The 21,881-nt window shown below is 68.2% G+C and carries 13 protein-coding genes; 7 read left to right on the top strand and 6 right to left on the bottom strand.

Features of this window, described 5'->3' with window-relative positions; genetic code table 11:
* Position 1 precedes the first annotated feature (1 nt).
* Entirely contained in the window at positions 2 to 2,269 is a 2,268-nt protein-coding gene (hemDX, locus tag KHP16_RS02565; protein ID WP_211959530.1) for a fused uroporphyrinogen-III synthase HemD/membrane protein HemX, read from the bottom strand.
* Positions 2,270 to 2,277: 8 nt separating this feature from the next.
* Positions 2,278 to 3,405 carry a hydroxymethylbilane synthase gene (gene hemC, locus KHP16_RS02560; RefSeq protein ID WP_211959529.1) on the bottom strand — a complete coding sequence of 376 codons (1,128 nt, stop codon included), beginning with the start codon at positions 3,403 to 3,405 and terminating at the stop codon, positions 2,278 to 2,280.
* A 123-nt stretch (positions 3,406 to 3,528) separates the two neighbouring features.
* Here hemC and ppc point away from each other — a divergent pair, with 123 nt between their 5' ends.
* Positions 3,529 to 6,585, top strand: a complete 3,057-nt coding sequence (gene ppc, locus KHP16_RS02555; RefSeq protein ID WP_211959528.1) for a phosphoenolpyruvate carboxylase — start codon at positions 3,529 to 3,531, stop codon at positions 6,583 to 6,585.
* Positions 6,586 to 6,605: 20 nt separating this feature from the next.
* Here ppc and KHP16_RS02550 read toward each other — a convergent pair whose 3' ends face one another.
* Positions 6,606 to 7,499 (bottom strand): c-type cytochrome, encoded by an 894-nt coding sequence (locus tag KHP16_RS02550; protein ID WP_211959527.1) that lies wholly within the window; start codon positions 7,497 to 7,499, stop codon positions 6,606 to 6,608.
* 310 nt (positions 7,500 to 7,809) lie between these two features.
* Here KHP16_RS02550 and KHP16_RS02545 point away from each other — a divergent pair, with 310 nt between their 5' ends.
* The 5 genes from KHP16_RS02545 to KHP16_RS02525 all read left to right on the top strand — a co-directional run bounded on the left by KHP16_RS02545 (position 7,810) and on the right by KHP16_RS02525 (position 17,315).
* A complete protein-coding gene (locus KHP16_RS02545; protein ID WP_211959526.1) occupies positions 7,810 to 11,268 on the top strand; it encodes a diguanylate cyclase in 3,459 nt (1,152 codons plus the stop codon).
* Between the two features lie 271 nt (positions 11,269 to 11,539).
* Entirely contained in the window at positions 11,540 to 12,859 is a 1,320-nt protein-coding gene (locus KHP16_RS02540) for a dicarboxylate/amino acid:cation symporter (protein WP_109581940.1), read from the top strand.
* A 153-nt stretch (positions 12,860 to 13,012) separates the two neighbouring features.
* Entirely contained in the window at positions 13,013 to 14,935 is a 1,923-nt protein-coding gene (locus tag KHP16_RS02535; protein ID WP_121491923.1) for a sensor histidine kinase, read from the top strand.
* Positions 14,925 to 16,289 carry a sigma-54-dependent transcriptional regulator gene (locus tag KHP16_RS02530; RefSeq protein WP_109581942.1) on the top strand — a complete coding sequence of 455 codons (1,365 nt, stop codon included), beginning with the start codon at positions 14,925 to 14,927 and terminating at the stop codon, positions 16,287 to 16,289. The genes KHP16_RS02535 and KHP16_RS02530 overlap by 11 nt, the downstream gene beginning before the upstream one ends.
* A gap of 426 nt (positions 16,290 to 16,715) precedes the next feature.
* A complete protein-coding gene (locus tag KHP16_RS02525) occupies positions 16,716 to 17,315 on the top strand; it encodes a helix-turn-helix domain-containing protein (protein ID WP_115953725.1) in 600 nt (199 codons plus the stop codon).
* A gap of 69 nt (positions 17,316 to 17,384) precedes the next feature.
* Here the strand turns inward: KHP16_RS02525 and KHP16_RS02520 are convergent, their stop codons facing one another.
* Both KHP16_RS02520 and KHP16_RS02515 read right to left on the bottom strand, forming a co-directional pair.
* Positions 17,385 to 18,488, bottom strand: a complete 1,104-nt coding sequence (locus tag KHP16_RS02520; protein ID WP_211959525.1) for an ornithine cyclodeaminase — start codon at positions 18,486 to 18,488, stop codon at positions 17,385 to 17,387.
* Between the two features lie 64 nt (positions 18,489 to 18,552).
* A complete protein-coding gene (locus tag KHP16_RS02515; RefSeq protein ID WP_109582763.1) occupies positions 18,553 to 19,434 on the bottom strand; it encodes a dimethylarginine dimethylaminohydrolase family protein in 882 nt (293 codons plus the stop codon).
* A gap of 136 nt (positions 19,435 to 19,570) precedes the next feature.
* Here KHP16_RS02515 and KHP16_RS02510 point away from each other — a divergent pair, with 136 nt between their 5' ends.
* Positions 19,571 to 19,993, top strand: a complete 423-nt coding sequence (locus KHP16_RS02510) for an Lrp/AsnC family transcriptional regulator (RefSeq protein WP_109581945.1) — start codon at positions 19,571 to 19,573, stop codon at positions 19,991 to 19,993.
* Between the two features lie 45 nt (positions 19,994 to 20,038).
* On the opposite strand, the gene KHP16_RS02505 is transcribed toward KHP16_RS02510, so the two are convergent.
* Positions 20,039 to 21,829 carry a chloride channel protein gene (locus KHP16_RS02505; protein ID WP_211959524.1) on the bottom strand — a complete coding sequence of 597 codons (1,791 nt, stop codon included), beginning with the start codon at positions 21,827 to 21,829 and terminating at the stop codon, positions 20,039 to 20,041.
* Positions 21,830 to 21,881: the final 52 nt, after the last annotated feature.

Genomic DNA, 21,881 nt, shown 5'->3' with positions numbered 1-21,881 from the left:
CTTACTCCTTCTTGAGCGCGCGCAGCGCGCCCAGGCTTTCGCCCATGGTCGGCAGCGTCACGGTGACGGCATTCGCCTGCGCCTGGCGCAGCAGCGTGAGCACACCCTGCACGCGGCGCGAGCGTGTATCGAAGTAGCGCGTGATCATGGCCTGCGCGGCGGCCAGGTCGTTACGGAAGACGGGCTCGTTGCGCGACAGCAGCGCAAGGCGCGCGTTGAGCAGGCGCAGCTTGACGTTCTCCCGCAGGAACCAGCCCTGGTCGCCGGAGAGCAGCAGCGCATTGGCGTCGTCCACCTTCCGAATGCGGATGACCTGCGACAGTTCGTCGAGCACGTAGTCCCACAGGCGCACGGCGTAGTTGCGCGAGGACGCCGGCGCGGCGGCCGCCGGGGCGGAGGCCGGGGCCGCCGGAGCCGATGCGCCCTCGCCGGTCCGGCGGTCGATCATGCGTTCGCTCGAGATCAGCGGCAGCGAGTCGATCTGGTTGATCGACTCGTCGAGCTTGATCGCGGCGCCCGTCAGGTCGGTGTCGGGCACGGCCTTCATGCGCGCGATGTCGCGCGCGATCGCGCGGCGCAGCAGGTTGTACTCAGGTTTGTCGCTGCGCGCGAGGCGGGCGTCCGCCGACTGCAGCGCCGCCAGCGCGACCTGCACGTTGCCCGTGAGCTGCAGCTGCTGCCCCGCATTCGTGAGCAGTTGCTGGATCTCGGCAATCTCCCAGTCGTCGCGGTTGCGCATCAGGTCCTGATAGACCTGCTCGAGCGCGGCCTGCTTGTCGCGCGTCTCGCCGACCCGATCGTCGAGCGCGCCGAGCTTGGCCTGCAGCTCCTTGACCGCGTCTTGCGCGTTGCGGGACAGCACGCGCGTTTCCTGCACGAGCGTGTCGTTGCTCTGCTGGCGCCGGGCGAGTTCTTCGGTGAGATGTTCCACGCGCCGCTGCAGCCACCAGAAGCCGGCGGCCATCACGATCAGCAGCAGAATGGCCACGGGCCACCAGGGATTGAACCGGCGCCCGGGCGCCGCCGCGGGATGTGGGGAGACGTGCGGGGGAACGTGCGGGGGGACGGTGCCGGCCGCCGGAGGCGGTGCGGCAGCGGGAACGGAGTGGGTGGTCTGGTTATCTGTCGTCACGCGATCGACCTTCGTTGACGTAAATGTCGGCTCATGTTGTGGCGCATCGCCCGATGCCGCATGCGCGCGGCGCGCCGTGCCGCCCGTGCTTTGCGCGGATGGCGCGGATGCCGCCGATGGCGCCGCGGCCGGGGACGGTGCTGACGGCGGCGCCGCGACGGGCTGCGGAGGCGTCGGTAGCGTCTGGGGCGCTGGCGCCTGCGCCGCCGTCGCCGCCAGCGCGGGACCCGCATGGGCATCGGCCCATTGCCGGCACGCGGCCAGCAGTCCCGCATCGCCGGGCGCGGCGGGCAGGACGTGCGCGAATCCCAGCGACTCGGCCTGCGCCGCGATTCTCGCATGCGGCGTGATGCACTGCACCTGAAGCAGCCGGGCGAGCTCCTGCGGCGACAGGTGCAAGCGGGCCAGCGCATCGAGGTTGCGTACGGCCTCGGAGCTCGTCAGCAGCCATGCCTGCGGCGGCGCGTCGGGGCGCAATCCGTCGCGTACGGCCTGCCATTGCATGGCGCTCGGCTCCGGCAGCGTGCGGCGATAGGCTTCGACCGCTTCGACCGTCGCGCCCGCGTCGCGCAGGCGCTCCGCGAGCCAGTCGCGGCCGCCGTTGCCGCGGATGATCAGGACGCGCTTGCCCGCGTAACCGCCGATCGACGGCAGGCGGTCGAGGCGAGACCATAACGCTTCCGAGTCGAAGCGCGCGGGTTCGTCCGTACCGCTACCGTGGCCATTACCGTTGCCATCACCGTTGCCATTGTCGTCGCCATTGCCATTGCCGCCCTCGGCCCCGGCAGGGGCAACCACGGTATGGGTGGGTGCGGCGATGCCGCGCTCGGCCAGCGCCGCCACCGACGACGGGCCGACCACGGCCACGGGCACCTCTGCGGGCCATTGCGCGACGGCGGCATTCTGCACCTGCGCGAGCGCGTCGAGTGCGTAGGCGATGGCGTTGGGGCTGACGAAGACGACGAGCGCATAGTCCGACAGATGCGCGAGCGCCGCGCGCAGCGGCGCGTCATCTTCGGTCGGGCCGATCGCGAGCAGCGGAAAACCGAGCACGTCGAGGCCGTGCGTATGCAGGGCCTCGGTCAGTTGCCGGGACTGCCCGGCGGGTCGCGTGACGACGACGGTCGGACGCGGCATGCGTGTCCTCAGGCCGGGGCCGGGCCAGTGCCCGTGCCGTCAGATGAGGCCGCTTGCGCGGCGCGGCCGGCGGTGTCCGCGGTTGTGTCCGCGGTGGTGCCTGCGCTCGTCCCTGCGGTCGTGCCGGCCGCGCCGGGGGCCATGCTGCCGGCCGGCTCGACAAGCTTGTCCGCGGGATGCGCGGCCTCCAGCACGGCGAGGATCTCGCCCGCGCCCTGGCCCAGCAGATCGCCGGCCACGGCGCTGCCCAGCTGTTCGGCCTGCGCGGCGCTGGTCACGCGCGCCATCGCATGCGCGCGCACGTTGCGGCTGCCATCGGGCATCGCGACGAACGCGTCCAGTTGCAGATCTTCACCGTGCCAGCGCGCATGCGCGCCGAGCGGGACCTGGCAGGACCCGCCAAGCCGGCGCGACACCGCGCGCTCGGCCAGCACGGCCATCGCGGTGGTGGCGTCGTTGAGCGGCGCGAGCCACTCGGCGAGTTCGGGCCGGTCCGAGCGGATCTCGATGCCGAGCGCGCCCTGCCCTGCCGCGGGCAGCGACGACTCCGGTCCAATCAGCGCGCGGATGCGATCGCCGAGGCCGAGCCGCTTGAGCCCCGCCGCGGCGAGGATGATCGCGCCATAGTCGCCGCGATCGAGCTTGCCGAGACGCGTGTCGAGGTTGCCCCGCAGCGGCTTGATAACGAGGTGCGGATAACGGGCGCGCAGCGCGGCCTCGCGGCGCAGGCTCGACGTGCCGACGACGGCGCCGGGCGGCATCTCGTCGAGCGAGGCGTACCGCGAGGACACAAACGCGTCGCGCGCATCTTCGCGCGTCATGACGGCCGTGAGCGTGAAGCCTTCCGGCAGCTCCATCGGCACGTCCTTTAGAGAATGCACGGCGAGGTCGGCACGGCCTTCGGCCATTGCGATCTCCAGTTCCTTGACGAACAATCCTTTCCCGCCGACCTTCGAAAGCGTCCTGTCGAGAATTTGATCACCCCTTGTCGTCATGCCGAGAATGGACACATCGCAGGCGGGATAGTATTGTTGCAACGCAGCACGCACATGCTCGGCCTGCCACAGCGCGAGACGACTCTCGCGGGAAGCAATGACCAGCTTGTGCGGGGCGGAAGAAGAGGCGGGTGCTTGCATGCGCGCATGGTAGCACGCACCCTTGCCGGTTCCGACGCTCAACCGTGCTGCATACGGGGCGCAATGTCAGACCCGAATCAGGCAGTGACCCACCCAGACCGATAAGAGACAACAGGAGATTGCATGACGCAGCCCGCTGCGCGCCCCACCGGCCGGACCCGTCCCGCCGGCAGCAAGACCAGTGCAAGGAAACTGGCAGCAAGCGCCCCGAAAGACACTTCCAGTCCCACCCCCAATGCGCCCAACGGTGCCCCGCAGCTGACCGTGGTTTCGGTGGTATCGGGCAGCGCGTCGGCGCCCACGCGCCGCGCCGGGTCGAACAGGACGGCCGACAAGAAGGCCGACAAGACGGCTGACAAAGACCTGCCGCTCCGGGAGGACATCCGCTTCCTCGGCCGGTTGCTCGGCGACTGCGTGCGCGAGCAGGAAGGCGAAGCCGCCTTCGACCTCGTCGAGACGATCCGCCAGACCGCCGTGCGCTTCCGCCGCGAGAACGACCGGGCCGCCGGCGCCGAGCTCGACCGCCTGCTCAAGCGGCTGTCGCGCGACCAGACCAACTCGGTTGTGCGAGCGTTCAGCTATTTCTCGCACCTGGCCAATATCGCCGAGGACCAGCACCACAACCGCCGCCGCCGCGTCCACGCGCTGGCGGGGTCGCCGCCGCAGCCCGGCAGCATCGCGCGCGCCCTCGAGGCCATCGACGCGGCCGGCGTCACCGGCAAGCAGCTGCGCGAGTTTCTCGACCAGGCGCTGATCGTCCCCGTGCTGACCGCGCATCCGACCGAGGTGCAGCGCAAGAGCATCCTGGACGCGGAACGCGAGATCGCGCGCCTGCTGGCCGAACGCGACCTGCCGATGACCGCGCGCGAGCGCGACCACAACACCGCGCAACTGCGCGCGCGCGTGACTACGCTGTGGCAGACGCGCATGCTCCGCAATACGCGGCTGATGGTCGTCGACGAGATCGAAAACGCCCTCTCCTATTACCGCACCACGTTCCTCCACGGCATTCCGCGCCTGATGTGCGAGATCGAGGAGGACATCGCCGCCGTCTTCCCGGCCACGCGCAAGAGCAAGAGCGCCCAAAGCGCGCCGCCGCCGCTCGCGCCGTTCCTGCAGATGGGCTCGTGGATCGGCGGCGATCGCGACGGCAATCCCAATGTCACGGCGGAGACGCTCGAGCATGCCGCGCGGCAGCAGTCGCAGATGATCCTGGAGTGGTACCTAGACGAACTGCACGCGCTCGGCGCGGAGCTGTCGATGTCGTCGCTGATGGTCGATGCCAGCCCCGAGCTGATGGCGCTTGCCGACGCATCGCCCGACCATTCGGATCATCGCGCCGACGAACCGTATCGCCGCGCGCTGATCGGCATGTACGCACGCCTTGCCGCCACCGCGCACGCGCTGACCGGCCACACGACGATGCGCCATCCGGTGGCCGACGTCGAGCCGTACGCCAATGCCGAAGCGTTCGCGGCCGACGTGCGCATCGTCGTCGAATCCCTGCGGACGCATCACGGTGAAGCGCTGGCCCGCGCGCGCATCGACTCGCTCGCGCGCGCCATCGCGGTGTTCGGCTTCCACCTCGCGTCGATCGACATGCGGCAGGTGTCGGACGTGCATGAAGCAGTGATCGCCGAGCTGCTGGCGGTGGCCGGCGTCGAGGCCGACTACGCGTCGCTGCCCGAGGAGCGCAAGCGCGCGCTGCTGCTCGACGAATTGCGCCAGCGCCGTCCGCTCACGCTGCCGTATCACGAATACTCGGAACAGACGCGCGGCGAACTCGCCATCTTCTCCCGCGCCCGCGAAATGCGCGCGCGCTTCGGCGACCGTGTGGCGCGCAACTACATCATCTCCCACACGGAAACGCTATCGGACCTGATCGAGGTGATGCTGCTGCAGAAGGAAGCCGGCATGCTGCGCGGCACGCTCGGCAGCAAGACCGACCCCGCGCGCATGGAACTGATGGTGATTCCGCTGTTCGAGACCATCGAGGACTTGCGCAACGCCGCCGGCATCATGGAGTCGCTGCTCGACCTGCCGGGCTTCGCCTCGGTCATCGCCGCGCACGGCGGCGAGCAGGAAGTCATGCTCGGCTACTCGGATTCCAACAAGGACGGCGGCTTCCTGACGTCGAACTGGGAACTGTACAAGGCGGAGCTCGCGCTCGTGAAACTGTTCGAGACGCGCCGCGTGAAGCTGCGGCTGTTCCATGGCCGCGGCGGCACCGTCGGCCGTGGCGGCGGCCCGACCTATCAGGCCATCCTGTCGCAGCCGCCGGGCACCGTGAACGGACAGATCCGCCTGACCGAACAGGGCGAGATCATCAACAGCAAGTTCGCGAATGCCGAGATCGGCCGCCGCAATCTGGAGACCGTGATCGCGGCCACGCTGGAAGCGTCGCTGCTGCCGACCCAGAACGCGCCGAAGGAACTGGCCGCGTACGAGGCCGTGATGCAGCAGCTGTCGGATCACGCGTTCCGCGCGTACCGCGAGCTGGTCTACGAGACGCCCGGCTTCAAGGACTACTTCTTCGCCACGACGCCGATCACCGAGATCGCGGACCTGAACCTCGGTTCGCGTCCGGCCTCGCGCAAGCTCATGGACAAGACGCAGCGCCGCATCGAGGACCTGCGCGCGATTCCGTGGGGCTTCTCGTGGGGGCAGTGCCGGCTGCTGCTGCCGGGCTGGTTCGGCTTCGGCAGCGCGGTCAAGGCGATGCTCGACGCGGCGGGTGGCAGCGACAAGGACGGCAAGTCGCGCAAGGCCGCGGAGGCCACGCTGCGCCGCATGGTGAAGAACTGGCCGTTCTTCTCCACGCTGCTGTCGAACATGGACATGGTGCTGGCCAAGACCGATCTGGCCGTTGCCTCGCGTTATGCGGCATTGTGCGAAGACAAGGTGCTGCGCAAGACGGTGTTCGCGCGCATCAGCGCCGAGTGGCACCTGACCTGCGAGATGCTGGCGCTGATCACGGGCCGGCAGGAGCGGCTGTCCGACAACCCCCTGCTCGCACGTTCGATCAAGAACCGCTTTGCCTACCTCGATCCGCTGAACCATCTGCAGGTGGAACTGCTCAAGCGGTATCGCGCGGGCAAGGACTGCGACGATGTGCGCGTCCGCCGCGGCATCCATCTGACGATCAACGGCGTCGCGGCGGGATTGCGCAATAGTGGCTGAACCGGGGCCTGTATTGCGGCCTACTTCAGGCTCTGCAGATAGCGATACAGCGCATCGAGGTCGGTGTCGTTCATATGCGCGAACGAGGCAAACGGCATCACGCGGCTCACATCGGAGCCGTCGGGCCGCTTGCCCGTGCGCATCATCGTGACGAAGCGCGCGGCATCGCCGTAGGGCCGCATCGCGCGCGAATCCGCGTGCAGGTTGGCCGCGTCCGGCCAGTCGGGCGGCGCGCCCGGGATCTTGCCACCTTTCAGGTTGGCGCCATGGCAGCCCATGCAGGCATTGGCCACGTAGGCGCCGTATTCGACCGTCGGGGCAACGGTGACGGCCGTCGCGGGCGGCAGCGTGTGGTCGATTTTTTCGGCGGCGTCCTTCACCACGCCGGCGCCATAGAGGCCGCGCACGAACCAGGGCATCCTGACCTCGCCATGCTGCGCGCCGCCGGGCGTGGGCGGCAGGCTGCGGAGGTAGCCGACCAGCGCCGCGAAGTCCTCGTTGGACAGCCGGTTGTAGTCCTCGCTTGGCATGACGAGCAGCGGACGGCCCGAGGGCGCCACGCCATGACGGATCGCGAGGTCCCAGTCCTGCGGGCGATAGCGGGCGATGCCCGGGTTCGCGGACGTCAGGTCCGGCGATCGCACGTAGAATCCGTTGGGCTCGTCGAACACGACCTTGCCAGCACCGTTGGCGCCGTGGCACTCCATGCAGCCCCGCGACAGATACAGGTACTTGCCGTGCGCGATGGAGGCCGCGTCCTCGCGGTAGCTCACGGGCTGCAGGTCGGGCACCTTGACGGTCCGCTGCAATTTCTGACCGCCCCAGTACCAGGTGCCGCCGACGGCGACCACCACGACCACAACGAATGTAACCAGTGCCGCCGAGGCAATCCGGAAGAAGCGCGCGATATCCATGGGAGCCCTCTCTCTTTTCTTGTTGTGCCGCCCGATTCCAGCGGGGCGTGCACTCGCGATCTGTGCGCGATGGTACAGACTTGTCGCGCGCCGCAGAACCGCGGTTTTTCGGGTCCGCACGCTTTGCCGCGCCGGCGCCCTACCAAAATTCCGCTAAAGATGCCAGCCCCAACAACGGACCCTCGTCCCGCCTATCTCTGGCCTCAAACAGCCGTTGGCGGCCTTACAGTGCGGGCTAGCCTCGGGTTCGTGTGACCGCAATTGACCCCCTTGTGACTCACGCTCCAGCCCGGAAACGAACAGATCCCGCATGACGCCAGAATCGGCCGCCAATTCGCGCAGCACGCCTTCCCCGACGCGCCCCCCCGCGCTCGCCCCGGCGCCCCAGCCAGCCACCGCCCTGCCGTGGCGCCCCCTGCTGTTGGCCGGCGTGGGCGCATTCGTGCTCGCCGCGTCCGGAATCTGGCTCTCCCGGCTGCCGGGCAACGCCGCCGCCCTGTGGTTCGCGAATGCCTTCGGCCTCGGCATGCTGTTGCAGCGGCCGCGTCATGAGGCACGGTGGCTCCTGGCCGCCATGTTCGGCGGGTACATGTTGGCCAACTGGCTGGGTCGCGATACCGTATTGGTGTCGGCACTGCTTTCGCTGGCTAACCTGCTGGAGATCATCTGCTCGGTGACGCTGCTGCGACTGATGACGGCCCATATGGGTAACGTCCGGTCCGGGCCGCTCGCCAGCTTCGCGCTCACGCTCGGCGTGGCCGCGACGGTCGGCCCGGCCGTCGGCGCGCTCGCGGGCGCGGCGGTGCTGGCGCAGGCCTACGGTACGCCGTTCACGCGCGTCTGGTGGACCTGGTGGAACGCCAGCGCGCTGGGCATGGTCATGCTGCTGCCGCTGATGACGTCCGTGACGCGGGCGCGCGTGAGCGCGACGCTCCAGCGCGGCCTGCTCGTACGCCTGAGCGTCCTCCTCGTGATCGCCGTGGCGATCGGCGCGGTCGCCGTCATGCAGGCGCACGATCCGTTCGTCGCGATGTCGCTGCCGCTGGTCGTGGCGGCGCTGCTCAGCAATCCCTTCGCCACCGCCCTGCTGACACTGATCTCGACGCTCGCGGCCGAGTTCATCGCGCTGGCCTCTGGCACGCCGGGCGTCGCGATGCAGAAGCTGCCGCTCTCCGCCGCCGCGATCATGGTGTTTCCGGTGTGCATCGCGCTGATGACCGAACAGAACCGCGCCGGCCGCGCGCACCTGCGCAACAGCGAGCGCCGCTTTCGGCAGGCGATGGAACATTCGGCGATCGGCATGGCGCTGGTCGCGCTGGACGGGCGCTGGCAGATGGTCAATCGCGCGCTGACCGACCTGCTGGGCTACACCGCCGACGAACTCCGCGGCCGTCCGTTCCAGTTGATGACCCACCCGGACGACCTTGCCGCCGACCTGCGGCAGGTGGAACGCCTGCTGGCCGGGGAGATCGATTCCTACCGCATGGAAAAGCGCTACCGGCACAAGGACGGGCACTACCTGTGGGCGCTGCTGGCGGTGTCCCTCGTCCGCGACGAAATTACCGGCGAGCCCGTGCACTTCATTTCGCAGGTGGAGGACATCGATGCCCGGCGGCTGGCGCAGGAGCAGCTCGAACAGCTGTCGCGCCGCACCCAGCTCGCGGTGGAAGCCGGCGGCGTGGGCATCTGGGAATGGGATTTCACGAATGCGTCCATCACGTGGGACGCGCGCATGCACGCCCTTCACGGCACCACGCCGGAGCTCGGCACGCCGACGCTGGCCGAGTGGATCGCGATGCTGCATCCCGAGGACGTGAGCCGCGTCAGCAGCGAGATGCGCCAGGCCATCCGCGGCCTGCAGCGCTTCGATACGGAGTACCGCATCGTGCGGCCCACGGGCGAGATCCGCCACGTGCGCGCGATGGCGATGGTGTCGCGGCAGGAGGATGTGCGTGCCACCGACCGCGAGGGCAGCAGGGAAGGCAGCATGACCCGCGCCCTGGTCGGCACCAACTGGGACATCACGGAGCAGCGGCGGCTGACGTCCGCGCTGTTCGAGGAGAAGGAACGGCTCCAGATCACGCTGCGCTCGATCGGCGACGCGGTCATCTGTACCGATGCCGCGATGCGCGTGACCTTCCTGAATCCGATTGCCGAACAGCTGACCGGCTGGAGCATGGACGCCGCGATGGGCCAGCCGCTCGAGCAGGTGTTCCGCATCGTCGATGAACTGACCGGCGAGGTGATTCCAAGCCCCGTCGAGCAGTGCCTGCAGTCGCTGCGCCCCGCCTATCTGCAGGAGGGCGCCGTGCTGCAGAGCCTGACCGGCGAACGCCACGACGTGCAGGACTCCGCGGCGCCCGTGCTGACGGGCAATGGCGACGTGCTCGGCGCGGTGCTCGTATTCCAGGACATCACCAGTTCGCGCGCGCTGCAGCGCGAACTCGCCCATTCCGCCACGCACGATGCGCTGACGGGCCTGCCCAACCGCGCGTGGTTCGAGAAGAAGCTGCGCGAGGCCTGCGAAGCCGCGCGCCAGCACGGTCATCGCAGCGCGCTGTGCTTCATCGATCTGGACCGCTTCAAGATCGTCAACGACACGGCCGGTCACGGCGCGGGCGACGTGCTGCTGCGCGAGCTCGGCTATGTGATTCGGCATCACGTGCGCCCCGACGACTTGCTGGCGCGCCTTGGCGGGGACGAATTCGCGCTGCTGCTCAAGGACTGCACGGTCGATCAGGCCGACCACGTATGCCAGAAGGTCATCGACGCGATCCGGGGCCGCCGCTTCCCGTGGGACGGCCGCGTCTACGACGTGGGCGCCAGTATCGGCATCGCGGCGATCGACAGCGAAGTGCCGCCGGTGGGCGAGTTGATGAGCCGCGCCGACGTGGCGTGCTATGCCGCCAAGGCCGCGGGCCGCAACCGCGTGTCGGTGTACCGTCGCGACGAGAGCGATGCGCGCCGCCATCATCGTGAACTGGAAGTCGCCGCGGGCATCCACTCGGCGCTCGAGGCCAATCGCTTCCGGCTGTACGCGCAGGAGATCCGCGCGCTGCGGCCGGAGGCCGATGCCGCCTGCCATATCGAAATCCTCGTGCGCATGGTCGACGAGAGCGGCACGCTGGTCATGCCGGGCGCGTTTATCCCCGCAGCCGAACGCTACGACCTGATGGGCCATATCGACCGCTGGGTCATCCGGAATGTGCTGCACGACTTTGGGCCGCGCCTCGCCGCCATCCCGGGCCTGTCCGTGTCGATCAACCTCTCGGCCAACTCGCTCGGCGAGCCGTTTCTGCTGCCCTTCCTGCACGCCGCGCTCGACGAATCCGTGCTCCCGGCCCGGCGCATCCGCCTGGAGATCACCGAGACCGCGCTGATCAACAACATGTCGGCCGCCAACCGGCTCGTCGCGGAGATGCGCCGCGCGGGCTGCACGGTCGCGCTCGATGACTTCGGCGCGGGACTCTCGTCGTTTTCCTACCTCAAGCAGTTCCCGGTCGACTATCTGAAGATCGACGGAAGCTTTATCCGCAACCTCGCGGACAACGTGGTCGATCGCGAAATCGTCAGCTCGATCAACGACATCGGCCACCGGCTAGGCGTCCGTACGGTGGCGGAGTCCGTCGAGGACGAACAGACGCTCCACACCCTCCGCGCGATCGGCGTGGATTACGCCCAGGGCTACGTCATCGGCCGCCCGATGCCGCTCGAGTCCTTCATCGCCGACGCCACGCACCAGGCGGCGGAAACGCCACCCTCTCCGTAAGCCCTGCCTCCAGGGCGTTCGGTTTTCCGAACGCTTGCGCGCCACCGCCGTTCGGGCTTCCGTACGGCGGGGCTGGCGCACGTCCGTCGGGGATCAATTTTTCCTTTGTATTCATGGCTTTACGTCAGCGCCGGCGTCACGGCGAGCTGGCACGGCTCGTGCGATTCCGGGGCGCGCGTTTTTTTCGCGCCGCATTTCCCATAACGAGAAAGTTGCCGCCCCCCATTTGGCGTCACGGCCCTGCCGATACCGAAGGAAGACAAACTCCACGATGAAACTCAAACGACTGCCCACCCTGATCTTCATCGCGATGCTGCTCGGCGTACTGGCCGGCACCGCGGCGCACCATCTGGCACCGGACGCGGACACCGCGAAATCGATCGCTGACCACCTCTCCATCCTGACCGACGTGTTTCTTCGGATGATCAAGATGATCATCGGCCCGCTCGTGTTCGCGACGCTCGTGTCTGGCATCGCCAGCATGGGGGACGGCCGCGCCGTCGGCCGCATCGGCCTCAAGGCGATGCTGTGGTTCGTGGGCGCCTCCATCACGTCCCTGCTGCTGGGCCTGATCATGGCCAACGTGCTGACGCCGGGTCTCGGCATGAACCTGCCGCTGCCGCCAGCCGACGCCGTGTCCAGCGTCAAGACCGCATCGCTGAACCTGCGCGACTTCATCGCGCACATGTTCCCGAAGAGCTTCGTGGAGGCGATGGCCACCAACGAGATCCTGCAGATCGTGGTGTTCTCGCTGTTCTTTGGCTTCGCGCTCGGCACCGTCAAGGACGGCGTGGGCAAGCCCGTGCTCGCGGGCATCGAGGGTCTCGCGCAGGTCATGCTCAAGGTAACCAACTACGTGATGGCGTTCGCGCCGATCGGCGTGTTTGGCGCGATCTCGGCGGTCATCACGGCGCAGGGCCTCGGCGTGCTGGCGGTGTACGCCAAGCTGCTCGGCAGCTTCTACCTCGGTCTGGCGCTGCTGTGGGCGGCCCTGCTCGCCGGCGGCGCGGTCTTCCTCGGCCGCGACGTGTTCTCGCTGGTGCGTACCCTGCGCGCCCCGCTGATGATCGGCTTCGCCACGGCCAGCAGCGAGTCCGCGTATCCGAAGGTCATCGAGCAGCTGACCCGCTTCGGCGTCAAGCCGCGCATCACGAACTTCGTGCTGCCGCTCGGCTACTCGTTCAACCTCGACGGCTCGATCATGTACACGTCGTTCGCCGCGCTGTTCGTCGCGCAGGTGTACGGCATCCATCTGTCGCTGACGCAGCAGATCACGATGCTGCTGGTGCTGCTGGTCACCAGCAAGGGCATCGCCGGCGTACCGCGCGCGTCGCTGGTCGTCGTGGCCGCGGTGCTGCCGATGTTCGGCCTGCCCGAGGCGGGCATCCTGCTCGTGCTCGGCATCGACCACGTGCTGGACATGGGCCGCACGGTGACCAACGTGCTGGGCAACGCGATCGCCACCACGGTCGTCGCGCGCAGCGAGAACGCGATCGGCGCGCCCGATCTTTCCGAAGACGAGGCGGACGACAACGCCGTCTCTCCGCAGGGCGCGGGCCTGGGCACGAGCCAGGTTCTGGCGGGCAAGTAACACCGTCCGCCCGCGCATGCGAGGGCCTCGCCACCGATCCGGTGGCGGGGCCTTTTTTTCGGACTCGCGCTTGCCCGCTCAATGATTGCTTAGTCAATATTTGCGCGGGTCGATTTCTCTCCGGCATTGCCGCGATGTGGTAAAAGGGCTGCCATGCAGCACGAAGACCTCGTCATTCCGTCCACCGCCGCCACACCCGCAAGACCCCGCGTCGCGCTCTCCCTGTTGGCCCTGTTGGTGCTTGCCGCGCTCATCGCCGCGGCGAGCTGGTTCGGCTATCGCTATACGTATGACGCCGCCCTCGCGCGCCAGGCCGAGCGCGGCCAGGTGCAGCTGCGGCTCTACGCGCAGGCACTCGACAGCGAGCTCGCGCGTTACGACTACGTACCGAGCCTTCTGTCCCTCGACGCGCGCATCGACGCGCTGCTGCACGATTCGAAGGACCCCACGCGCGTCGCGGAGGCCAACGTCTACCTTGCCGCGCTGAACGCGCGCGCGGGCACGCGCGTGGTCTACGTGCTGGATGCGCGGGGACACGTGGTCGCCACCAGCAACTACCAGCGTCCCGACAGCTACCTCGGCGAGGACCTGAGCTTCCGTCCGTATTTCCACACGGCCATCGAAGGCCAGCTCGGCCGCTTCTACGGCGTCGGTACCACGCGTAGCGAGTCCGGTTACTACCTGTCCGCGCCGCTCGGCGACCGCGACCATCCGTCCGGTGTCGCCGTCGTCAAGATTGGCCTCGAACCGCTCGAGAACCGCTGGCAGGGCGCGGACAGCCAGATGCTGCTCGCCGACGAGAACGGCGTGGTCATCCTCGCGTCCGATCCATCGTGGAAACTCGCCGCGGTGCGCGAGATTCCGCCGGACCTGCGCGCGCGGCTAGACCAGACGCTTCAATACAACCGCGCGCCGCTGCCGACGCTGGCGCTCACCACCGTGCGCACGCTCGGCTCCGGCCCGGGCCCCGGCGGCGACGCGCTCGTCAGGCTCCGGCAGGGCCCGCCAATGCTCGCGCAGCATGCCTCGCTCCCGGGGACGGGGTGGGACCTCACGCTGCTGACGAACACCTCGCAGGCGCGACTGGCCGCGCTGAATACCGCGGCGCTCGCCGGCGTGGTCACCGCCTTCGTGCTGCTGCTGGCGGCCGCGTGGAACGTGCGGCGCCGCATCGTCAGCGAGCGGCTGGCCGCGCGCCATGCGCTGGAGGCCGCCAACAACGAGCTCGAGCGCAAGGTCGCCGAGCGGACGGCTGACCTGTCGGCCGCGAACCATCAACTGCACGCCGAGGTGGCGGAGCGCATCCGCACGGAGTCGTTCCTGCGGCAGGCGCAGGACGGCCTGATGCAGGCGGGCAAGCTCGCCGCGGTGGGCCAGATGTCGGCCGGCATCGCGCACGAACTGAACCAGCCGCTCGCCGCGCTGCGCACGCTGTCCGGCAACGCCTGCAAGTTCCTCGATCGCGGCGACGCGGCCACGACGCGCGACAACCTCGAGAAGATCATCGCGCTGGTCGAACGCATGGGCCGCATCACCGGCGCGCTCAAGTCCTTCGCGCGCGATCCGGCCAGCGGGCCGCGCCGCTGCGCGAAGCTCGCGGACGCCGTGGACAACGCGCTGTTCCTGATGGAGTCGCGCGTGTCCGCCACCGCGCCGCCGCTGCGTCCCCACATCGACCGCGACATCGATCCGCACCTGACCGTCGCGTGCGATCCCAACCGGCTGGAGCAGGTGCTCGTCAACCTCATCGGCAATGCGCTGGACGCGACGAGCAGCCAGTCAGCGCCGAAGCTCTGGCTGCATGCGTACGAGAGCGGCGGCCTCGTGCACCTGACGGTGCGCGACAACGGCCCGGGCCTCTCGGAGGAAGCCTTCGCGCGGCTGTTCGAGCCATTCTTCACGACCAAGCCCGCGGGCGAAGGGCTCGGTCTCGGGCTCACGCTGTCGGCCGGCATTCTGAACGAGAGTGGCGGCACGCTGACCGCGATCAATCATCCCGATGGCGGCGCGTGTTTCACGCTCGCGCTGCCGGCGGCCATCGGCAATGTGACGAGGGAGGTCCCGCATGTCGGCTGATCTGACCGTGACGATCGTCGAGGACGATCCCGATGTCCGCCTCGGCTGCGAGCAGGCATTGCGCCTCGAGGGCATCGCCACGCGCACGGCCGCCAGCGCGGAGGCGGCGTTGCGCGACATCCACGCGGATGCCGGCCAGGGCGTGTACCCGGGCATCGTCGTGACGGATGTCCGCCTGCCGGGACGCGACGGCATGTCGCTGCTCACATCGCTGCGGGCGCAGGACCCGACGCTGCCCGTGATCCTCATCACCGGACACGGGGACGTGAGCCTTGCCGTGCAGGCGATGAAGGAAGGCGCCTACGACTTCCTCGAGAAGCCCTTCTCGCCCGAGCGGCTGGTCGACGCCTGCCGCCGCGCGCTGGAGCAGCGCCGGCTCACCCTCGAGGTCGCCGGGCTGCGCGCGCAACTGGCCGCGCGCACGTCGGTGGCCAGCCGGCTGATCGGCAACTCGCCCGCGATCGAACGGCTGCGCGCGCGCATCGCCGACGTGGCGGACACCGGCGCGAACGTGCTGATCCACGGCGAGACGGGCACCGGGAAGGAACTCGTCGCACGCTGTCTCCATGAAGCGAGCGGCCGCCATGCGCGCCATTTCGTCGCGATCAACTGCGGCGGTCTGCCGGAGCAACTGTTCGAGTCGGAGATCTTCGGCCACGAGGCCGGTTCGTTCACGGGCGCCACGCGGCGCCGCATCGGCAAGATCGAGCACGCGGCAGGCGGCACGCTGTTCCTCGACGAGATCGAGAGCATGCCCATGCCGATGCAGATCAAGCTGCTGCGCGTGCTGCAGGAACGCACGGTCGAGCGGCTCGGTTCCAACCAGCCCGTGCCCATCGACGCCCGCGTGGTGGCCGCGACCAAGGCGGACCTGCGCGCGCAGTCGGAAGCCGGCGCATTCCGGGCGGACCTGTACTACCGCCTCAACGTGATCACCCTCGCGCTGCCGCCGCTGCGCGAGCGCCGCGAGGACGTTCCGCAGCTGTTCGAACATTTCGTGGCGCAGGCCGCGCTGCGCTTCGACCGCGAGCCGCTGCCGGCGTCGCCGGCCGAGATGTCCGCCCTCATCGCCTACCCGTGGCCCGGCAATGTGCGCGAACTACGCAATCTGGCGGAGCGGCATGTGCTCGGGCTCGGCTGCCGTCCTGGCGATATGCACGAAGGTGGTGACAGCGGCAAACCCGGCGGCGTTGGCGGGTCAGAACTTTCTCTGCCGCAGGCGGTCGAGCAATTCGAGCGCGCGCTCGTCGCCGATGCGCTGCGGCGTCACGACGGTAACCTCTCTCGCGCGAGCGAGGCGCTCGGCGTGGCCAAGACGACCTTGTTCGACAAGGTCCGCAAGTACGGACTCTGAAGGCGCGCGGCGTAATTTTTGGGGGCGCAAGCGCGAACCGTTATCATCTGCATTTGGGTTTGCGTCGCGTCTGATCCATAAGGACTAGACCGAACGATGGGCGATATCCGCCCGATTTCGCATCGCGTGCGTCCACCAGAGACCGCCGATGTACGTTAAACAACAAAAGTGCGACGCCAGTCATCGATTACCCTCTGTCATGCGTGCCCCATGCGAGGAATACTATGAATGGTGTGCGGTACGGTCTGCCGTACCGGGCAGGTGGCAAAAGACCACCGCCGCCAAAGCAGGACGACCGGCGGGGAGCGGGTCGAGCAGCAGGGTCAGTAGAATTCCGGCAGCCCGGTAATCACCGGTGTGGCGCGCCCGAAGGCGCCACAAGGCGCGGCTTCCGCGTTGTGCTGCCGTACGACAACGGGTGAGTGGATGAAACTGGATCCAGAACTGGCTGATAAGCCTTACTACAGCACGCGAACCGCAGCAAAGCTTCTCAATGTATCGCTGGGCACTGTCCAGAAGATGGTCGAACGGGGCGAACTTGGCGCCTGGAAGACCAACGGCGGACATCGGCGCATTCACAAGGAGACGGTGCACCGCCTGCTGGCGTCGCGCGCCGCGCCCGACCTGCAGGCGCCGCACGATCTCGACCTCGTGGTGTTTCACCCGAACCATCAGGAGGCGCAGCGCATCAGCGCGCAGTTGGGCAAGTGGTCGCTGCCGTTGAAGACGCAGGTGCTCGAGGACGTGGTCGATACCGTGATCACGTCGGTCGACGCGCGTCCGCGCGTGGTCCTCTACTACGTCGAGGAACTCAACGACGCGGAGTCGGCGATCATCGAGAAGCTGCAGAACTTCTTCGCGCGGCAGCGCGTGATCTTTGCGGTCATCACCAATCGCCAGGCCTACGATGGCGTGGCGGACGCCCTGCAGCACTGGGGCATCATGGTGTTCCTCAAGACGCCGTCGCTCGAAGAGGTCAAGGGCTTCCTGCGCGCGCAATTGATGATGGGACGCGGCGGCGCGTAATGCGCCATCGCGCCCCGCAAGCGCCCGGCACCGTTACCGCGTTATGCGGTGCGGACCGGGCGTTTTTTCTTAAGTAAGAGCCTCCTTCACTGCACCCGCCGTGGCGTTCGGCGCCTGGCTCTCGTCCCGCATCATGCAGCCGTAGAGGTCTCGCGGGTCGCGAGGTGTTGCAACCAACGCGAAAAACTCGCCCGCGTCGTTTGCCGACGCCACATTGTGGAGCCATCGCAGGGCCGAGAAATCCTCGAGCGCGAAGCCCACCGAATCGAATACGGTCACCTCGTCGTGGGCTCCGCAGCCCGGCGCATTTCCTGCAAGCACTTCCCAGAGTTCGGTCACGCGCGCATCCGGCGGCAATTGCTGGATCTCGCCCTCGATGCGCGTCTGCGGCGCGTACTCGACGACGATGCGGGCATGGTGAAGGATGTCCGCATGCAGCTCCGTCTTGCCCGGGCAGTCGCCACCGACGGCGTTGATGTGCATGCCGGGAGCGATCATCTCCGGCGTGAGGATGGTCGCGCGGGTCTTGTCGGCCGTGACCGTGGACACGATATCCGCGCCGGCCACGGCCTCGGCAATCGATGCTGACGCGACGATGCGCAGATCCGGTACATGCGCGAGGTTGCGTGCCAGACGGTCGGTCGCACGGCGGTCGATGTCGTAGGCGCGGATGTCGCGAATGCCCAGCAATGCGTGAAATGCGAGGGCCTGGAACTCGGCCTGCGCACCGTTGCCGATCAGCGCCATGGTCGTCGCGTCCTTGCGCGCCATCGACATCGCGGCCAGTGCGGAGGTAGCGGCCGTGCGCAATGCCGTGGCCAGCGTGAGGTCGGCCAGTAGCAGCGGGAAGCCCGTCCGCACTTCCGCCAGCGCGCCGTACGCCATGACCGTGGGCAACGCATGCCGTGCGTTGCTGGGATGGCCGTTGACATATTTGAATGCATGCAGGGCGCCGTCGCTCACGGGCATCAACTCGATGACGCCGACTTCCGAATGGCTGGCGGCGCGTGCGGACTTGTCGAACGCCGGCCAGCGGAGAAAGTCCTCGCGCAGATGGTCGGCCAGCTGCACGAGCGATTGCCGGACGCCGATCGCACGGACGAGCGCGGCGACGTCGCGGGCGTCGAGACGACGGGTGAGAGCGTTGGCGACGTTGTGCGGTGGGTGGGTCATGGTTTGCCTCCTCTTCTTCCTCTTCTTTCTCTTCTTTCTCTTCTTCCTCGGCTTGCCGATAGCCTCATGCCGCGGCGACGCTCGCGCGCGCGGCGGTGCTGTCGCGATCGAGCCGCAGCGTCATGCAGTACGCGCCGCCGCCGGACAGCATGAACGGCGACAGGTCCACCTCGCGCAGCCGGTATCCGCGGCGCGCAAACTCCGCGCGGAGATGCGGCGTGGTGCGCGTCATCACGACCTGGTCGTCGAGGTTCACCGCGTTGACGCTGAAATGCCGCAGGTCGTCTTCGGTGGCTTCGATACGCAGGCTCGCGGGCACGCGCGCATGAATCTCCCGCAAGGCCTGCGCGCCGAACGCGGGCGGGTAGTACAAGACTTCACCGCCGGCAAGCGGGCAGAAGCAGACGTCAAGGTGATAGCTGTGTTCGGTGGCGAGCTCGAGCGCGACGACCTCCCGATCGAAATGCGCGGACATCGCATCGGCGGCTTCGCGGGAAGAGCGCGGGCCGAAGCCGGCCCAGAAGTGACCGCGCGAGGCATCCCAGATGCAGTCGCCCGCGCCTTCCTGATAACAGCCGTCGGGCAGCGTGGTCACACTGTCGATCCATCCGCGGGCGCGCAGCGATTCGAAGATCGCGGCGAACGGTACTTCTTCCCCCTGCCGCTGCGGATACCGGAACCGCGCGAGCACGGCCTTGCCGTCCAGCACCACGGCGGCGTTGGCGGGAAACACCATGTCCGGCAACCCCTCCGCACCCGGCGCAACTTCGACCGCGAAGCCCGATGCGTCGAGCGCCTCGCGCAGCGCGTCAAACGACTGCATCGCGTTGCGATGCATGCCGCGCGGGTCGCGGGCCCACGCCTGCGGGTCCATCCATGGGTTGATGCTGTACGAGACGTCGTAGTGGGTCGGCGCAACAACGAGAATGGTCGGGCGATCGAGCATGGCGGCAGGTCCTTCAGGCGTTGAGAATGCGAGCATTGTGGGCCGCCTGGCCGCCACTTCGAAGCGCACATATTGGACAAACTGCGCCATTGAGATAACAATCTGCCAGCACTCACTCGCATATTGCGCAATCGCCATGGACGCCACGGACCAGCAGTTGCTTGCCCTGCTTCGCGATAACGCCCGCACCCCTGTGACTACGCTTGCAAAGGTCCTGCGGATCTCGCGCGCGACAGTGCAGAACCGGATCGACAAGCTCGAAAAGGATGGGCAGATCGTCGGCTACACGGTGCGGCTGAAGCCCGAGGCCGAACCGCACCGCATACGCGCGTGGATGACGGTGGCGGTCGAGGGCAACAAGGCGCGACAGGTCTTGCAGGCGCTGCGGGGCGAGCCGAACGTCCAGACGCTGCATACGACCAACGGCCGCTGGGACATCATTGCGGAACTCCGCGCGGACACGCTCGAAGGCTTCGACCGCACGCTCGACCGGATTCGGCTGATCGACGGCATCTCCGCGACGGAGACGAGCATCCTGTTGTCGACGTACAAGCTTTGAACGGAGCCTTGTTTCCGGCTGGTTTCGCGGCGGTAGCCGGACTGGCTAACCGCGCAACCCGACCAGCGGCCGCTCGCGCGTCGTCTCTTCGTCCAGCACTCTACGGCTAGGGGCGACGAGGTCGCGCAGGGAGACGATGCCGACGAGGCGCATCGTGGCGAGGTCGTTCACCACCGGCACGCGGGCGACGTTGAAGGTCGCCATCGTGCCCGCCGCCGCGCGTCCGGTTTGCGTGGGGAGCAAAACCAGGGGCGCGCCCGCGGGCAACAGGTCGCGGCAGGTCAGCGACGCGCGGTCGTCATGGCCGGCATCCCGCGCGGGGGTTGCGGCAGCCAGTGCGGCTTCGATGAAGTCATCGATGGCGGTGCGGTGCAGCATCCCCAGCACGCGCCCTTCCCTCACCACCGGATATGCGCGATGCGCGGCGCGCTCGCCGAAGTAGCGCGCCATCGCCGCTTCCACCGGCAGGTCGCCATCGATCGCCACCACCTCGCGCGTCATCAGATCCGCCACGTGCGCGTGCTCCAGTGGATCGACCCCGTACTCGCGCCAGATATGCAACCCGCGCCGTGCGATCTTCTCGGTCATGATGGACCGCTTCATCGTCAGCACAGAGAAGCCATGGGCCACGGCCGTGGTCAGCAGCAATGGCAGCAACGCATTGCTGTCGTGCGTCAGCCCGAACGCGAACACGATCGCCGTCAGCGGCGCGCCGAGCACGCTGCCCAGCACCCCCGCCATGCAGACCAGCGCCCACAGCATCGGCGTACCGCCGGGCAGCCACGGCGCCAGCACCATTCCGAGCCCCGCCCCGAGCATCAGCAGCGGCGCCAGCACGCCGCCCGACGTCCCGGACCCCAGCGCCGCGATCCATATCGCGGCCTTGACCGCCAGAAGGGCCACCGCCACCTCGATCGCGACCCGGTTGTTGAGCAGATCGCCAATGACGTCATACCCGACGCCCAGCGCCCGCGGCTCGAAATAGCCGCCGATGCCGACCGCGAGCCCGCCGATTGCGGGCCACCACATCCAATGCAACGGCAAGCGGGCGAATGCGTCCTCCGCGCGATATAGCGCAAGCGTCAGTCCCGCGCCGAGCACGCCGCACAACAGGCCCGCCACCATGCACGAGGGCAGCGCTACCGCCGGAACGGGTGCCGTCTGCAACGGGAACAGCGGCCCGGACTCGAAGACGACACCACGCAGGAACCCCGCCACGGCGCAAGCCAGCGCCACGGGTAGCAGGCTGCGCGGCCGCAGTTCGAAGAGCAGCAGCTCGATGGCCAGCAGCACCGCGGCAACGGGCGTGCCGAATATCGCCGTCATCCCCGCGCACGCGCCGGCAACGAGCAGCGTCTTGCGTTCGGCCGCGCTCAGATTCATCAATTGCGCGAGCAGCGAGGCGATCGACCCGCCCGTCATGATGATCGGCCCCTCCGCGCCAAACGGCCCACCGCTGCCAATCACGATGCCCGACGACAGCGGCTTGAGCACCGCGACCTTCGGCGACATGCGGCTGCGGCCGAAGAGCACGGCTTCCATCGCCTCCGGAATGCCATGGCCGCGGATCTTGTCGCTGCCGTAGCGCGCCATCAGGCCGACGATGAGCCCGCCGATCGCCGGCAGCGCGATGACCCACAGGCCGAGCGTATGGTGAGCCGGAGACGCTTCCGCGAACGACAGCCTCTGGAAGAAAAACAGGTTGGTAAAAAACCTGATCAGGTTGACGAGCGCCCATGCCGCCGCCGTGCTCACGGCGCCCAATAGCAGCGCAATACCCGCCAGCATCGGCAGGCGCCCATCGACGGCGTAATCGCGCCGCGCGGCGTGTTGCATTGCATCATGCCGTGATGCGTCTCGCCGCGTACCGGCCTGCCGTAGATTGCCT

It is taken from the genome of Cupriavidus plantarum (genome assembly GCF_905397285.1).
GTDB lineage: Bacteria > Pseudomonadota > Gammaproteobacteria > Burkholderiales > Burkholderiaceae > Cupriavidus > Cupriavidus plantarum.
This window is presented reverse-complemented; position numbering and strand designations above follow the sequence as displayed.

What these genes read in the sequence shown, in the direction of transcription:
- KHP16_RS02530 (WP_109581942.1), top strand. Translation starts at nt 14,925, where the DNA reads ATGTCGGCTGATCTGACCGTGACGATCGTCGAGGACGATCCCGATGTC.
- KHP16_RS02505 (WP_211959524.1), bottom strand. Translation starts at nt 21,829, where the DNA reads ATGCAACACGCCGCGCGGCGCGATTACGCCGTCGATGGGCGCCTGCCG.
- KHP16_RS02545 (WP_211959526.1), top strand. Translation starts at nt 7,810, where the DNA reads ATGACGCCAGAATCGGCCGCCAATTCGCGCAGCACGCCTTCCCCGACG.
- hemDX (WP_211959530.1), bottom strand. Translation starts at nt 2,269, where the DNA reads ATGCCGCGTCCGACCGTCGTCGTCACGCGACCCGCCGGGCAGTCCCGG.
- KHP16_RS02520 (WP_211959525.1), bottom strand. Translation starts at nt 18,488, where the DNA reads ATGACCCACCCACCGCACAACGTCGCCAACGCTCTCACCCGTCGTCTC.
- KHP16_RS02525 (WP_115953725.1), top strand. Translation starts at nt 16,716, where the DNA reads ATGAAACTGGATCCAGAACTGGCTGATAAGCCTTACTACAGCACGCGA.
- KHP16_RS02535 (WP_121491923.1), top strand. Translation starts at nt 13,013, where the DNA reads ATGCAGCACGAAGACCTCGTCATTCCGTCCACCGCCGCCACACCCGCA.
- hemC (WP_211959529.1), bottom strand. Translation starts at nt 3,405, where the DNA reads ATGCAAGCACCCGCCTCTTCTTCCGCCCCGCACAAGCTGGTCATTGCT.
- KHP16_RS02515 (WP_109582763.1), bottom strand. Translation starts at nt 19,434, where the DNA reads ATGCTCGATCGCCCGACCATTCTCGTTGTTGCGCCGACCCACTACGAC.
- KHP16_RS02550 (WP_211959527.1), bottom strand. Translation starts at nt 7,499, where the DNA reads ATGGATATCGCGCGCTTCTTCCGGATTGCCTCGGCGGCACTGGTTACA.
- KHP16_RS02510 (WP_109581945.1), top strand. Translation starts at nt 19,571, where the DNA reads ATGGACGCCACGGACCAGCAGTTGCTTGCCCTGCTTCGCGATAACGCC.
- KHP16_RS02540 (WP_109581940.1), top strand. Translation starts at nt 11,540, where the DNA reads ATGAAACTCAAACGACTGCCCACCCTGATCTTCATCGCGATGCTGCTC.
- ppc (WP_211959528.1), top strand. Translation starts at nt 3,529, where the DNA reads ATGACGCAGCCCGCTGCGCGCCCCACCGGCCGGACCCGTCCCGCCGGC.